This is a genomic window from Agarivorans gilvus, from assembly GCF_001420915.1.
Classification (GTDB): Bacteria; Pseudomonadota; Gammaproteobacteria; order Enterobacterales; family Celerinatantimonadaceae; genus Agarivorans; species Agarivorans gilvus.
The window spans coordinates 308,273-323,336 of record NZ_CP013021.1 but is presented as its reverse complement, the minus strand read 5'-3'; the positions used below and the strand labels follow the sequence as shown (position 1 = coordinate 323,336).

General features: G+C 44.6%; 14 protein-coding genes. 3 read left to right on the top strand and 11 right to left on the bottom strand.

Annotated features, from left to right (window positions below):
* Window positions 1-46: 46 nt before the first annotated feature.
* Window positions 47-997 carry a 23S rRNA pseudouridine(955/2504/2580) synthase RluC gene (gene rluC, locus AR383_RS01520; RefSeq protein ID WP_055734939.1) on the bottom strand — a complete coding sequence of 317 codons (951 nt, stop codon included), beginning with the start codon at window positions 995-997 and terminating at the stop codon, window positions 47-49.
* Window positions 998-1,409: 412 nt separating this feature from the next.
* Between rluC and rne the strand changes: the two genes are divergently transcribed.
* The gene (gene rne, locus AR383_RS01515; protein ID WP_055731534.1) at window positions 1,410-4,499 is read left to right on the top strand and encodes a ribonuclease E; all 3,090 of its coding nucleotides are present in this window, start codon (window positions 1,410-1,412) and stop codon (window positions 4,497-4,499) included.
* 114 nt (window positions 4,500-4,613) lie between these two features.
* On the opposite strand, the gene AR383_RS01510 is transcribed toward rne, so the two are convergent.
* From AR383_RS01510 to udk, 3 genes are all read right to left on the bottom strand, one after another.
* Window positions 4,614-5,066: a low molecular weight protein-tyrosine-phosphatase gene (locus tag AR383_RS01510; RefSeq protein ID WP_055734938.1), complete on the bottom strand. Its 453-nt coding sequence runs from the start codon at window positions 5,064-5,066 to the stop codon at window positions 4,614-4,616.
* Window positions 5,067-5,130: 64 nt separating this feature from the next.
* Entirely contained in the window at window positions 5,131-7,005 is a 1,875-nt protein-coding gene (locus tag AR383_RS01505; protein WP_055731533.1) for an AsmA family protein, read from the bottom strand.
* Window positions 7,006-7,119: 114 nt separating this feature from the next.
* The gene (gene udk / locus AR383_RS01500; RefSeq protein ID WP_055731532.1) at window positions 7,120-7,764 is read right to left on the bottom strand and encodes a uridine kinase; all 645 of its coding nucleotides are present in this window, start codon (window positions 7,762-7,764) and stop codon (window positions 7,120-7,122) included.
* Window positions 7,765-8,095: 331 nt separating this feature from the next.
* Here udk and metG point away from each other — a divergent pair, with 331 nt between their 5' ends.
* Window positions 8,096-10,147, top strand: a complete 2,052-nt coding sequence (gene metG, locus AR383_RS01495; protein ID WP_055731531.1) for a methionine--tRNA ligase — start codon at window positions 8,096-8,098, stop codon at window positions 10,145-10,147.
* Window positions 10,148-10,226: 79 nt separating this feature from the next.
* On the opposite strand, the gene AR383_RS01490 is transcribed toward metG, so the two are convergent.
* Window positions 10,227-10,502 (bottom strand): acylphosphatase, encoded by a 276-nt coding sequence (locus AR383_RS01490; protein WP_055731530.1) that lies wholly within the window; start codon window positions 10,500-10,502, stop codon window positions 10,227-10,229.
* A 3-nt stretch (window positions 10,503-10,505) separates the two neighbouring features.
* Window positions 10,506-11,105, bottom strand: coding sequence for a GNAT family N-acetyltransferase (locus AR383_RS01485; RefSeq protein WP_055731529.1), 600 nt, complete (start codon window positions 11,103-11,105; stop codon window positions 10,506-10,508).
* A 354-nt stretch (window positions 11,106-11,459) separates the two neighbouring features.
* On the opposite strand from AR383_RS01485, the gene moeA reads away from it, so the two are divergent.
* Window positions 11,460-12,692, top strand: coding sequence for a molybdopterin molybdotransferase MoeA (gene moeA, locus AR383_RS01480; protein ID WP_055731528.1), 1,233 nt, complete (start codon window positions 11,460-11,462; stop codon window positions 12,690-12,692).
* A 51-nt stretch (window positions 12,693-12,743) separates the two neighbouring features.
* Here moeA and moaE read toward each other — a convergent pair whose 3' ends face one another.
* From moaE to AR383_RS01455, 5 genes are read right to left on the bottom strand one after another with little or no spacing between them, the layout of a single operon-like run.
* Window positions 12,744-13,187 carry a molybdopterin synthase catalytic subunit MoaE gene (gene moaE / locus AR383_RS01475; RefSeq protein ID WP_055731527.1) on the bottom strand — a complete coding sequence of 148 codons (444 nt, stop codon included), beginning with the start codon at window positions 13,185-13,187 and terminating at the stop codon, window positions 12,744-12,746.
* Entirely contained in the window at window positions 13,188-13,436 is a 249-nt protein-coding gene (gene moaD, locus AR383_RS01470) for a molybdopterin converting factor subunit 1 (protein WP_055731526.1), read from the bottom strand.
* Entirely contained in the window at window positions 13,430-13,921 is a 492-nt protein-coding gene (gene moaC, locus AR383_RS01465; protein ID WP_055731525.1) for a cyclic pyranopterin monophosphate synthase MoaC, read from the bottom strand. Before moaC ends, moaD begins: the two co-directional genes overlap by 7 nt.
* A gap of 4 nt (window positions 13,922-13,925) precedes the next feature.
* Complete coding sequence (moaB, locus tag AR383_RS01460) at window positions 13,926-14,438, bottom strand: molybdenum cofactor biosynthesis protein B (protein WP_055731524.1); 513 nt, start codon at window positions 14,436-14,438, stop codon at window positions 13,926-13,928.
* A complete protein-coding gene (locus AR383_RS01455) occupies window positions 14,435-15,022 on the bottom strand; it encodes a molybdenum cofactor guanylyltransferase (RefSeq protein WP_055731523.1) in 588 nt (195 codons plus the stop codon). Before AR383_RS01455 ends, moaB begins: the two co-directional genes overlap by 4 nt.
* Window positions 15,023-15,064: the final 42 nt, after the last annotated feature.

Sequence of the window (15,064 nt, the reverse complement as noted above, 5' to 3'; positions counted from 1 at the left end):
GTCGTTAGCAGCGCACACGCCATCATCCGTATGCGCTACTTATCGCTTATAGTGGTGTAAGCTGCTCACAAAATTGTTGCAGACTCGCTTCCAGCGGAGCAGTAAGATGCATTTCTTTTTGGCTAGCCGGATGCACAAAGCGAATTTGCCAAGCATGTAAGAATAAGCGTGATAAGCCCTTCGCTTGTGTTTCGGCTAATAAGGCTTTGTCGGTATATTTATCATCACCGGCAATGCTGTGACCCTGCTCTAAACAGTGCACCCGAATTTGGTGAGTTCGCCCAGTTACCGGACTGGCCTTCATTAAAGTCATATCTGCGTAGCGGCGCTCGATACGAAAACGGGTTAACGATGGCTTACCTTCTTGGTAATCTACAATCACAATCCGCTCTCCAGATGCTAGGGCATTTTTTCTTAAAGGAGCATCCACTGTCTTAATCGATTTTGGCCACTGGCCGTGAACCAGCGTTAGGTAATCTTTTTGCACCACTTTTTCGCGAAGCTGACGATGCATTTCACGTAAGGCGCTGCGTTTTTTAGCCACCACTAATAAACCAGAGGTATCTCTGTCGATGCGATGAACCAGTTCTAAATACCGGCAGTCTTGGCGCAAGGAGCGCAGCGCTTCAATTACACCAAAGCTAAGCCCACTGCCACCATGAACCGCCATACCTGAAGGTTTGTTAATCACTAGCAAGCAATCGTCTTCATAAACAATGTGCTGTTCAAGCTGAGTGACTTGATTGAGTTTATTTGAAGGCAAGCTAGTGCTTTCAGATACCCGTATCGGAGGGACTCTCACCACGTCTTCCGCGGCCAGCTTGTATTCAGGTTTAACTCGCTTTTTGTTAACCCGAACCTCACCTTTACGTAAAATACGATAAATACGACTTTTCGGTACCCCTTTCAGGTGTTTTAAAAGGAAGTTATCTATTCTTTGTCCAGCTTCGTCGTCACTTACCGTAACCATCTGAACTGCTTTATTTTCAGTATTCATAGCAAAAATTGTAACATGCTCATAAATAATTTGATGGAAAAATATAGCTTTGCTATATTTGTAAGGCTTAAAGTGCCCGTTTTTAAAGGTTTTCCTTATTTGGCACAGCATTCAGAGCGCATTAATTTGTATATTTTGGCGCTCTTAAAACTAAGATTTTTCATAGCAACCTGATGGGCAATCACAATTATTTGCCTTAAATCAAAGCTATATAGAATAGATTGTTTAGTCCGGCAAGCAAAATCTGCGGGACCTATTATTTATAAAAGCGCCAAAATGCGCCCTAAAGACTAGAGAAGCTAACCGGGAGGTTACCTATACGCTCTGACCAAAACACAGGGTCTGGCCATTTAAGGCAGGTTAATTGCTGTCCAAAAGGTTGTTTTAACAATACAACCCCAAGGCAACAAGAATGAAAAGAATGTTAATTAATGCAATGCAGCTTGAAGAGATGCGCGTTGCATTGGTCGATGGCCAACGGCTATACGACTTAGACATAGAAAGTCCTGGTCACGAACAGAAAAAAGCGAATATTTACAAAGGTAAAATTACTCGAGTAGAACCTAGTTTAGAAGCTGCTTTTGTTGACTATGGCGCAGAGCGACATGGTTTCCTTCCAATGAAAGAAATCGCCCGCGAATACTTCCCTGAAGGCTACGTTTATCAAGGCCGTCCTAGCATTAAAGAAGTAGTAAAAGAAGGTCAAGAGGTCATCGTTCAGATTGATAAAGAAGAACGAGGCAACAAAGGCGCCGCCCTCACTACCTTTATAAGCCTAGCTGGCAGCTACTTGGTACTAATGCCTAATAACCCTCGTGCTGGCGGTATCTCGCGTCGTATCGAAGGAGATGAACGCACTCAACTGAAAGAAGCCATGAACGGCTTGGAACTACCTACAGGAATGGGCTTAATTGTTCGCACTGCCGGTGTAGGTAAATCTGCTGAAGAGCTGCAATGGGACTTAAAAGTACTGCTAAATCATTGGGGAGCGATAACCGACGCTGCCGAATCTAAAGCTGCCCCATTCTTAATTCACCAAGAAAGTAACGTTATTGTTCGTGCCATTCGTGACTACCTACGTCGCGATGTGGGCGAAATCCTTATCGATAACAAAACTATTTTTGAGCAAGCTAAAAAACACATTGAGCTGGTTCGCCCTGACTTCGTAAATCGCGTGAAGCGCTACGAAGGCGAAGTGCCAATGTTCAACCATTATCAGATTGAGTCACAAATTGAGTCGGCCTTCCAACGGGAAGTTCGCCTGCCCTCTGGTGGCTCAATTGTAATTGATCCAACTGAGGCACTGACCTCTATCGATATCAACTCAGCTCGCGCAACCAAAGGCGGAGACATCGAAGAAACAGCGCTGCAAACCAACTTAGAAGCAGCCGATGAAATTGCTCGCCAATTACGCCTACGTGACTTAGGTGGTTTGGTCGTTATCGATTTCATCGATATGACACCAGTGAAAAACCAACGCGAAGTTGAAAACCGCTTCCGTGAAGCTGTGCGCCAAGACCGCGCGCGTGTACAAGTAGGCCGCATTTCTCGCTTTGGCTTATTAGAAATGTCACGTCAACGTCTACGTCCGTCATTAGGCGAATCAAGCACCCATATTTGTCCTCGTTGTAGCGGTCAGGGCACTATTCGCGATAACGAATCTTTAGCCTTATCGATCCTACGCTTGTTTGAAGAAGAAGCACTTAAAGAGAACACTTCTGAAGTTCATGCTCAAGTGCCGGTACCGGTTGCCGCTTACCTTCTAAATGAAAAGCGTGTTGCCATTAACAAGCTTGAGAAACGCCATACTGTTCGCTTGGTGATTATTCCTAACCAACATATGGAAACCCCTCATTACGACGTTACCCGTATTCGCAGCGGCGAAGAAACACAAGAGGCCAGCTACCAATTAACAGCTGAAAACCCTTCTCCTGTTTATCAGCCAAATCAAACAGCAAAAGAGCGTATTGAGGCAGAGCAACCTGTGCTACAAGGCTTTAGCGCGCCTGCTGCCCCGTCTGTGCCTGCTAAATCGGCTAAGCCTGCTAATGCCAATAAAATAAGCAGCGCCAACAGCCCTTCATTCCTAGAACGTATTGTGGCTTTCTTTAGCTCGATATTTGCTTCTGAGCCAGCACCTGAAAGCAAATCCAGCTCGGCGACAAAAGCGAATAACAATAACGACAAGCAGCGCAATAACCGTCGTAACAACCAACAACGCGGTGAACGAGCTGCTAAAGACAAGCGTAACACCAATAACCGCAACCAAGAACGCCCTGAACGCAAAGAGAAAACCGAGCGTAAAGAAGGCCAAACCAACCGTCGTCGTAAGGATCAACGTAATAAGCCGAAGCCTGATAGCAACGACGTGGCGCAAGACAGCAATGTTCCAAAACAAGAACAAGCGCCAAAAGAGCAGAAAATCAAAGAACGTCGAGAACGCCGTAATTTACGTAAAAAAGTACGCGTAGAAGCGGCCGCTAATAACGACACTGCTAGCCAAGCGAAAGTAGAACCTACTCCTCCGCCTGCGCCAAGCAAAGAAAACGCGCCAGTTGAAGGAAATAAAGCGCCAGAGGCTAAGCCAGCTAACGAGGCTTCTGAAGCTCCAGCAAAACCAAAGCGTCGCCGTCGCGCGTCTAGTAATGCCGGACGTAAACGTTTTAACGATTTACCCAAAGCCGAATCAGCCACTGAAGTGGTAGATGCACGTTACCCAGAAGCTGAAGACGCACCGGTTGAAACTAAAGCCGAAGCCCCTGTAGAAGCAAAAGCTGAAGTACCAGTTGAAACTAAAGCCGAAGCTCCTGCTGAAACCAAAGCTGAAGCACCAGTTGAAACTAAAGCTGAAGCAGCAGCTGAAACCAAAGCTGAAGCACCAGTTGAACCCAAAGCTGAAGCAGCAGTTGAAACTAAAGCCGAAGCACCAGTTGAAGAAACAACCGAAGCCCCGGTTGAAGCAAAAGCGGAAGCAGCGGTTGAAACCAAGGCCGAAGCAACGGTTGAAGCTAAAGCCGAAGCAGCAGTTGAAACCAAAACCGAAGCCCCTGTAGAAGCAAAAGCTGAAACACCGGTTGAAACCAAAGCCGAAGCACCTGTTGAAGAACAACCGGAAGCCCCAGTTGAAGCAAAAGCGGAAGCACCTGTTGAAACCAAAGCCGAAGCACCAGCTGAAGAAACAACCGAAACCCCGGTTGCAACTAAAGCGGAAGCGCCTGAAGCGGCTGCTGAGGTTGAAGCAAGTAAGGCTGAAGTTGAAGCAAGTAAGGCTGAAGTTAAACCTAAACGCAGCAACCGCGGTAAATTGAAACCGAGTAAGGTTGAAGGTAAAGGTAATGCGTCAGCAGCCATGGCCAAACCAGCTCCTGTACAGGTCACGGCAAGCAAAACTGAAGAACCTAAAAAAGCCTATGTGCGTAAACCTATCAACGTAGGTAAGCCACGAGCGAGAAACAGTAGCTCTTCAAGTAGCGCCCAAAGTCCAATGGCTAAACCTGAATAACAAGCTGTTATTTACACACAGAAAGGCCAGCTAATAAGCTGGCCTTTTTATTATTTCAATGATTAACCGTCTGTTTTGCTGACAAGTATAGTCTTACAAGCAGAGTAATCAGCGTTAAGACAAACGCTCAATAATGCCGTCGCTGGCTTGTTCAATCATTTCTAATACTTGTTTAAAGCCCTGTACACTGCCGTAATAAGGGTCTGGTATTTCTTGCTCAGCTAAACCACCAGCCGGTAAATATAAATCCAGTTTGGCTAAGTATTGCTCGGGACAGCGCTTGCTTAAATACGCCAAGTTTTTTTGATCAGACGCTAAGATAAGATCAAATTTAGCGAAGTCTTTTTCGCTAACCTTTCTCGAGCGGATCCCTTTGAAGCTATAACCCTTTTTTTCTCCAATGCTAATAGCCCTTGGGTCTGGCTTGTCCCCTTTGTGATAGTCGGTAGTGCCAGCAGAGTCTACTTTAATGTTAAAGCCTCGCTGCTTTAACTTGGTCCTTAACACCGCTTCGGCAGTGGTAGAGCGACAAATGTTACCCATGCACACCACTAGGATCGACTTTATCTTAGGAAGTTTATTCACGTTAAGCCTTAATCTTATTAGCGGCAGCCTTAGCCGCCGCTATGCTTTAATTAAAAAAACTACCCAGGCTGTCGAGTAATTTCTTACTATTCTCATCGTCACCCAAGGCCTTGTTCAACTCTTTGCTCAAGGCTTCTTTAGCTTGACCTTGAAGTAACTTTTTCATGTCTAGATTTATTTCAGGGCTAGTCCAATTACCGCCAATTTTTAGCGGTATATTAAGTCCAGCTAAATCATTCTTGGCACCCTGCCCCTCAAGACTCGCGACCACTTTAACAATAAAATCAAAATCCAAGCTTTCTCTCACTAAATGGCTATTGCCTTGCCCGTCAACACGTAACAACGGCGAAATGAGCTGTGCTTTACTGACTGTTGCTAGGCTGTTACCTAAGTTAACCTCTAATAGTAGTTCGCTAAAGTCAGTTTTTTGCTCTTGCTGAGCCTGTTGTCTGTCCCCACCTTGAAGCTGCGCTTTGGTGGTGCGGATCATTTGTGGAATGTTGATGCCATAAATAGCACCGTCAGTGAAAGATGCGTTTATCGGACCGCTGATATTTTGTTTAATCGCAGTCTGAGTTAAGCCCTTGCCTTGTAGCTTAAGCGTAGACTGTAAGGAGCCTGCGATAAATTCAAAATCTGCCGCATCGCTAAGTAGAGGCCGCGCTTGAACATTAGCAAGATTAGCGTTTAACTTATAAGTGGCGACTTTTCCTTGAGCATTTAAGCTAGCGCTAGTATTAAATTTACCACCGTAAAGCTCGGCGCTAAGCTCATTCAAACGTAAAACCGCATTTTTCAAGCTAAGCTGTTGCTTTAGATTCTCTATGTGCAATTTGCCATGTTGCAGCTTATCTATACTTAGCTGACCATCTAAATTAAATAACTTTAGTGCGCTTAAATCGGGTTCCTGCTCACTCGGTGTTGTGCTTTCTTTATTGCTAGGTGTTTGCTGCTCGCTGCTGCTACTCTGGGTATCAGCAGCTAAGAAGTATTTGCTATCTAATAAAGGAATATGCAGGTCAAACTTGATTAAGGGTAAATCGGCCAATACCACGCTACTAGAACCGTTTAACTGAGTATTACCATCAATATCAACTTTTAGCTCACTCAATTGTGCTGTTTTACTGCTCAGGGTATAAGCGAGCTCAAACTCACTGGCAATGTTCATCTTGCCATTGGGTAGTGATGCGCCTTCTAGGGTTAATGTATTCGTCACACCTTTTAAGGCCAGCTGGTCAAAATCACTAGCTACAAATAACAAACCCTGCAACTCATCTGCTAACTGCAGCTTACCATCGGTGTATTTTAAAGACATACTAAAGGCGTTGTCTTGGTCTAGTTCTAAGCCTTGCAAAGTAAAGTTAACAGGCCCTAAGAGCTGAGTTTTGTTCTGTTTTAAATCGATTAACTGAACGTTAGCATCAGACACATTGATTCCCGATAAACGAATTTGCCAATCGCTAGCGCTGCTTGAAGCGGGCTGTTGCGACTGCGTAGGATCGGATTCTGATGCCGTTTGTGAGCTACCCGCCTGAGTTAAGTCATCTAAGTTGGTCGAGCCATCGGCCTTAGTTTGATAACGTAAGTTGAGGCCAGCAATATTGATATCCCCCACTTCTATGGTTTTGCTAAATAAAGGAAGCAAAGCCACCGACATTTCTGCGCCGTCCATACTAAAAGTATTGCCGTCACCAAATTCAGGAGGGTCGACTAAACGAAGCTTGCCTAACTCGAAACCGATACTAGGGAAAAAACGCCAAGATAAGTCCCCTTCAATAACTAAGTCTCGTCCGGTGGCTTGTTTAGTTTTAGTCACTAGTAACTGTTTAATGTCATCGGTATTGACTAAGGAAACAGCCACTACAATGACCACAACAAAAACCAGCAACAAAGCGGCGATAGCATAAAGCAACTTTTTCATAATTTTCCCTAGTATTAAGTCATAACAACAATAGCTTATACTATTGATCATGAACGAGTGACTTACAAATAGCGCGCTAAATTTTACCTTAAAGGGCTGTGCTCAATGCAGCTATTACGATGCTAACAAATGGCGAATTTTGGCATTAATTATATCGATCGCAATGCGGTTTTTGCCGCCGCGAGGCACAATAACATCTGCGTACTGCTTAGAAGGTTCAACAAACTGCAAGAACATTGGACGAACTGTATTGTTATATTGCGCCAATACCGAATCTAAAGTGCGTCCACGTTCTTTTACATCACGTTGTATGCGACGGGCTAAACAAATATCTAGTGGCGTATCAACGAAAATACTAATGTCTAGTTGCTCACGAATCGCCGGATCGGTGAATAATAAAATACCTTCCAGCACAATAATCTTAGTTGGCTCAACAGTTTTGCTTTCAGGTAAACGGTTGTTCACCTTATAACTGTATTGCGGCTGCTCGATACTAATGCCTTGTTTAAGCAATTTTAATTGGCTGACTAATAAGTCGTGATCCATTGACTTGGGATGGTCATAATTGGTTAACTTGCGTTGCTCTGGCGTCAGATGGCTCTGATCTTTGTAATAGCTGTCTTCGTTAATAACGGCAATGCAGCTATCGCCTAACTCGGCACGAATATCATTAACAATAGTTTGGGAAAATAAACTCTTTCCGGAAGCCGACGCACCAGAAATACCAATAACGACAATATTATGATCTTGATTTTGCATAGAATAAGCCCGATAAATTTGACGCAATTATAAGCTCAAGCTTAGCATTAGTCATCAAGAGCAAGCTGCGAAAGCCCGCTAAAAGCTGATTTAATTGGAGTGACTAAAACCGCTTGTTGTTTCCTTAAGCAATTTAAATTGGGCTAAAAAGCAACTTACAGATTAAAGGCTAGCCAAAGACAAAAAGCGCATTATTACATAGCGTAAGTAAAGGCAGTTAAAGCGAAAATACTTAGCCAAACGGCATCTCCCCCTAGGCATTATCTTTAGCTTAAGGTAACATTGGCTGCCTTGAATTACCTGTTAATTGACTGAGCTTACGTTAAATCCCATGACAAACGAACAACGCAAAATACTGGTCACCAGTGCATTACCTTATGCGAATGGCCCCATCCACTTAGGCCACTTATTAGAATATATTCAAACCGATATCTGGGTTCGTTTCCAAAAGCTGCGCGGTCATCGCTGTACCTACGTGTGTGCAGATGATGCCCACGGTACTCCCATCATGCTAAAAGCTCAGCAACTGGGAATGACACCGGAACAGATGATTGAACAGGTTCATAAAGAACACAGTGCGGATTTTAAAGATTTTCATATTGAGTTTGATAATTACCACTCAACACATAGCCCCGAGAATCGGGCGCTATCTGAAGAAATCTACAACAAACTTAATCAAGCTGGACACATTAAAACAAAAACAATTTCTCAATTGTTTGATCCTGAGAAAAACATGTTTTTACCCGATCGTTTTGTTAAAGGTACATGCCCTAAGTGTGGCAGTGAAGACCAAAACGGCGACAACTGTGACAACTGCGGAGCAACTTACAGCCCTACAGATTTAGTCTCTCCCAAGTCGGTTATTTCCGGTGCCGAGCCTGTACTCAAAGATTCCGAGCACTACTTCTTCGATTTACCGGCTTTCCAAGACATGCTTAAGCAATGGACAATTTCTGGTTCGCTACAAGAAGAGATGTCTAACAAGCTTAATGAGTGGTTTGAGCAAGGTTTGCAACAATGGGACATTAGCCGCGACGCGCCATACTTTGGCTTTAAAATCCCTAATACCGAAGACAAGTACTTTTACGTTTGGTTGGATGCCCCTATTGGTTACATGGGCAGCTTTAAAAATCTTTGTGATAAGCACGACGATTTAGAATTTAGTGATTATTGGAGTAAAGATTCTGATGCTGAGGTGTACCACTTCATTGGCAAAGATATTATCTACTTCCACAGTCTCTTCTGGCCAGCGATGTTAGAAGGCGCAGGTTTCCGTAAACCAAGCAGCGTATATGCACATGGTTACGTAACCGTAAATGGCGCCAAAATGTCTAAATCACGTGGCACCTTCATTAAGGCACGTACTTACCTAGACCATCTTGATCCTGAATATTTACGTTATTACTACGCTGCTAAGCTAAATAATCGCATCGATGATTTAGATTTAAATCTTGATGATTTTGCTCAACGAGTAAATTCAGATTTGGTAGGTAAAGTAATTAACATCGCTAGCCGTACCGCTGGTTTTATTAACAAACGCTTTGACGCCACCCTATCTGCTACGGTTAGTAAGCCAGAATTACTGCAAGAGTTCATCGACGCTGAGCAAACTATTGCCGCCTTATACGAAGGCCGTGAGTTTGGTAAGGCGATGCGCGAAATTATGGCCTTAGCCGATAAAGCCAACCAATACATCGCTGAAGAAGCACCTTGGCAGCTGGCTAAAGAAGAACAAACCCTAGAACGTGCTCATCAAGTCTGCTCTATGGGGATCCACCTATTTAAGATTCTGGTTACCTACTTAAAACCCGTGCTTCCAAAACTGGCGCTAAAAGTAGAACAGTTCCTAAATGTTGAGCTAACTTGGTCAGAGCTTAGCTCTACCTTGGTATCGCACAAAATTGAAAGCTTTAAAGCCTTAATGCAGCGTATCGACATGAACCACGTCGAAGCAATGGTAGACGCCTCTAAGGAAAGCCTGAGCCAAGCTGAACCAGAACCTAAGCAAAAGACCAGCAGCGAAGACGCAAGCAATACTGAAATAGAACCCATCGCCGATACCATCAGCTTTGATGACTTTGCCAAAATTGACTTACGCATAGCCCGTATCGTCAAAGCTGAGCATGTAGAAAAAGCCGAAAAGCTATTACGTTTAGAGCTCGACCTTGGCAATGAAACTCGACAAGTATTTGCCGGTATCAAGTCTGCCTATGCACCAGAAGACTTACAAGGAAAGCTCACCGTGATGGTCGCGAACTTAGCGCCACGTAAAATGCGTTTCGGGGAATCTCAAGGCATGGTTCTAGCCGCAGGTCCCGGTGGAAAAGACATTTGGGTATTAAGCCCTGACGATGGTGCCCAGCCGGGTATGCGAGTCATGTAAATAACAAAGGCGCCTCTGGCGCCTTTTTACTTGCTGTTGTATAGCTTAAAGCTTGCTATATAAGCTTAGCAATACACCACTAATAACTACTAAATCGCGTACAACGCGGCTGCTCTATAGCCACAAACTCCAAGGTCTCAACGCTTTCTACTGAACAATAAGGTGAAGCACTATAAAGAAAGTTTAATAGCTTAAGCAAGTCTTGCTCAGCGCCCTCGGCGTACACTTCCACCTCTCCGGAGTCGAGATTTTTAGCGTATCCCAGCAACTTCAACTTTGTGGCTTCAACTTGAACATGATAACGATAGCCCACGCCCTGAACTCTACCCTTCGCCAACGCTTTTAAACGATACACGGCCTACCCCAATAGCGGTTTGTTTTCCTTGAGTAAAGTATAGTTGAAGCGGGGTGAATACTGAGTACTCGGTTCCAATGCCACCTTGCAATTGGCTAAATCTAAGCAAAAATATCGCTGTAACTGATGTTGGGCGTTAACTTGCTCAACTTCATCAAAACCGAATTGGCTTAAAGTCCAACGTAATCTTTCATCTCGGCAATTACAGATCAAGCTCAACAAACTAAAACCTTGTTTTTGTGCATGCCGGCGAGCCCAATCAACCATCAGTTTAGCCAGCCCCTTACCAGCAAAATCACGGGCAACCGTGAGCTTATGCATAAACAAACTGGCCCGTCTAATACTAACGTCAACCTCAATTCCACCGCTGCGGTTATTTAACACCATCGCCGCGACTGGCTTGCCAGCTACATAACCCATATACATTTCATCTAAGCGGTAATTGGCTAACAACGAATGGGGCGTTATTTGGTCAAACTTCCATAAAGGCTCCCCTCTAGATTCAAACCAGTTAGCGGCTTCCATGAGTAGCTCGCAAAACTGGTAAAGTTCGATGCTAGAAATTGCACGAACCACCAAACTAGGTGTCACCTCACTAGACATATTTACTCCCTTGCAGAAAACAAAACGTGATCCATGACCACTTGTAAACGATATGTTATACAGTATAGGCTTGAGTTAAAAGTAAATACTGAAAATTTATGCCTAATAAATGCCTAAGGCGCTGTTAGTGCACAACGGATTCAATCTAAATTTGCGGCTAAAGATAATGAAAACACCAACTCTCAAGAAAAACGTCCAATAGATACACTAAACCAGCTGCACTAGTTAGCATTATCAACTAAATAAGATACACTAAAAGCCAACTGATGACGCTAAATAAAAATGCGATAATTTAGGCTAAATAGTAAAAATGGCCTCCGCTTTAATCAGCATAACTGAACAACAGGAAGATCAATGGATTGTTGCAACCAGCCAGGCTTAATGCCATTAGAACAAGCCCAAGCAGCCTTGCTTTCTCAGGTTTCTTGCCAAACTCGCGTGGAAACTATCACGCTAGGGTCAGCCTTAAACCGCATATTAGCTGAAGACATAGTTTCACCACTGAATATCCCACCTTTTAATAACAGTGCAATGGACGGTTATGCCCTATGCGCCGAGCAACTTCCCAAAAATGCTACTCTGCCTTTAGCGGCTAAGGTGCTAGCAGGTGATACTCAAGAATACTCATTGGCTGACGGCCACTGCGTGAGAATAATGACGGGTGCTCCGCTTCCTCAAGGTTGTGACACCGTAGAAATGCAAGAGAATACTCAGCAACTTGGCAATAGCATTGTATTTACTCAAGCTCTGAGCCAAGGTAAAAATGTTCGCCGTAAAGGCGAAGATGTCAAACAGGGCGACACCGTCATTAGCGTCGGTACTAAGCTTAATGCCAGCCACATTGGCTTGCTCGCCACGCTGGGAATTAACCAACTGAAAGTACAAAGTCAACTTAAAGTTGCACTGTTATCCAGTGGAGATGAATTAGTGGCGCCCGGCCAGCCACTAAAACACGGCCAAATTTACGATAGCAATCGTTTTGCCATACGCGCACTACTAGAAAAACTTCCGGTTGAGATCATTGATTTAGGGGTCATTCCCGACCGTCAAGCACGACTAAAAAAGGCCTTTCTTGAAGCCAATCAAAGTGCCGATGTAATAATTAGTAGCGGTGGCGTCTCGGTCGGCGAAGCCGACTATACCAAGCTAGTATTAGACGAATTAGGCCAGATTAACCTCTGGAAGTTGGCTATTAAACCCGGTAAGCCCTTTGCCTTTGGCCAACTAAGCCAAGCCTATTTTGTAGGACTCCCTGGAAACCCGGTATCGGCCTTTGTCACCTTCTATAAGTTGGCCATGTTGGTGATAGCCAAAGCCAGCGGCTGGAACTATCAAGCGCCGTTAAAACTGCCAGCTTACGCGGCAAATAAATTGAGAAAATCTCCAGGAAGAACCGACTTTCAGCGTGGCTACGCCGAGCTTAACTCGCAAGGACAATTACAAGTTAGTAGCACCGGAAAACAAGGCAGCGCAATATTTACTAGCCTTAGCCAAGCCAACTGCTTCATTGTATTAGAGCAAGACAGGGCTTCAGTGGAGGCTGGTGAACAAGTGACTATCGAAATGTTTGCCGAACCAGTTGTTTAAACCTTAGGCCAGCCTTGAGTATGTCATTTCACTCAAGGCAGCTTTAGTGGCTTAAGACCACTTCTGTTTGGCTTTAACATCACTTTGCCGCGCATCTAGCCAAGAATCTCCTTGGGCACTGCGTTCTTTTTTCCAAAAGGTCGCTTCGGTTTTCAAATAATCCATGATGAACTGACAAGCAGCAAACGAGGCTTCTCGATGCGGACTATTAACGCCAACAAATACAATTTGCTGGTTCACCTCAAGATCGCCCACCCGATGAATTAAACTGACATCTTGAATGGGCCAGCGCTGCTTGGCTTGCTCAACTATTTTTAGCAATTGGCTTTCTGTCATTCCCGGATAATGCTCAAGATGCAAACCACTCACTTCAGAGCCTAAGTTCATATCCCGAACCAAGCCCACAAAAAACACGATTGCTCCAGCACTGCTGCGCTGCTTTAACAGCTGATATTGCTCGGCGACATCAAAGTCTTTGGTTTGAACCTTAATCATCTACCCACCCGTTACCGGTGGGAAAAATGCAAGCTCATCACCATGGTGCAAAGCCACTGCCTCGCTGACATGTTGTTGATTCACCGCCATCAAGATTGAATTATCGGCGAGGGCCTGCCATTTATCGCCGCGCTCTATCAGCTTTTGCTTTAAAGCTTGGCTAGTTTCACCTTCAGCCAATTCCACTTGTATAGAGGCCTCACCTAACTGTTCTTTTAGGCGGGCAAAAAAAAGTACCTTAACTAACATTTGTCACCTTCATTAGCGATAAACTCCCCCGACTTTCCACCGTGTTTTTCAAGTAATTTTAACTCGCTAATCACAATATCTTTTTGCACCGCTTTACACATGTCGTAAATGGTTAGCGCAGCCACACTTGCTGCGGTTAAGGCTTCCATCTCAACGCCTGTTTGCCCCTTAAGTTTTACCGTGCTCAACACTTTAATCTCACCCGCGGCTTCATCTAAGCTTAAATCAATAGTGACTTTACTTAGCATCAAAGGGTGACACAGCGGGATCAAGTCTGAGGTTTTCTTCGCCGCTTGTATGCCAGCTATTCGAGCACAGGCAAACACATCCCCTTTATGATGTTCACCCGCCACTAAACTGGCCACCGTTTGCTGATTAATTTTGATCAGTGCTTGCGCCTTGGCCATGCGTGTAGTCTCGGATTTATCCGATACATCCACCATTACAGCCTCACCCTTGGCGCTAATATGACTTAATTGACTCATAAAGCTAACCTACATGCGGAACAAAATTACAAGGTCTGTGAGTGCTATTTAACTGCTCTAACAGTATTTTTTGCCAAGCAGTCTTACAGGCGTTGGTTGAGCCTGGGACACAGAAAACCACCGTTTTGTTAGCAAAACCAGCCAAGGCTCGGCTTTGTACGGTAGAAGTGCCAATTTCGGTGTAAGAGATGTATCTAAACAGCTCACCGAAGCCTTCAATGTCTTTATCAAATAAGACTTTTACCGCTTCTGGGGTATTGTCTCTAGCAGTAAAGCCGGTGCCACCGGTAGTGATAACACAATCCACTTTAGGGTCGGCTATCCACTGGCTTAGTACCGCACGGATCTGATAAACATCATCTACCACAATTTTTTTATCCGCTAGGCTATGCCCAGCCTCGACTAACGCTTCAGCCAAGTAGCGGCCAGAGCTATCGGTAGTGTCGTCACGCGTATCTGATACCGTAAGTACGGCAATGTTTAAGAATGTTTGTTTATCGTTGGCCAAATGGCTCATGATTTTTCCTCGATGAGTTGTTGCACTTGCTGCCACTGCTGCGGCGTATTGGTATTAACCAAGGCGCTCGCCCACTGCGAAGGTAAGCTAAGTTCAGTGGCTTGAATAGCATGAAGAAAGGTTTTAATTGATCGTTGTTTAGCCTGCGGATAGTTCAACACGGTTTGCAAGCTAACTCGGTTAGCTTGGGTAGACTGCAAAATAATCGGAAATACGCTGTTTTCACAAAAGTAATTTCCTGGTGCTGCGCGATACTGCTCGAGTAAGTAATCCAATAGCTGTTGATGAATCATCGGCATATCAACCGGAATGAACAAACAGCTTTGCTCGGGCAGCGCCTCTAGGCAACTGGCTAGGCCTGACAAGGGACCTAGCGAGGGTTGTTGATCGGCAATACAGTTAAACTCTGAATAGCTGCCACTGACTAGCGCGGGTGTGGGCAATACCGACTCTAACAACTGAAGCTGCGCTTCCAGCAAACTGCGCCCTTGCCAGTTAAGCTTGGCTTTATCTTGACCCATACGGCGAGATTGACCGCCAGCGAGCACTACACCTGTAATAGTAGCGAAACAGTTTGTGTCCATTCAGTTCAGCTTAAAACGACTTAATAGGCTAATAATGCCTAC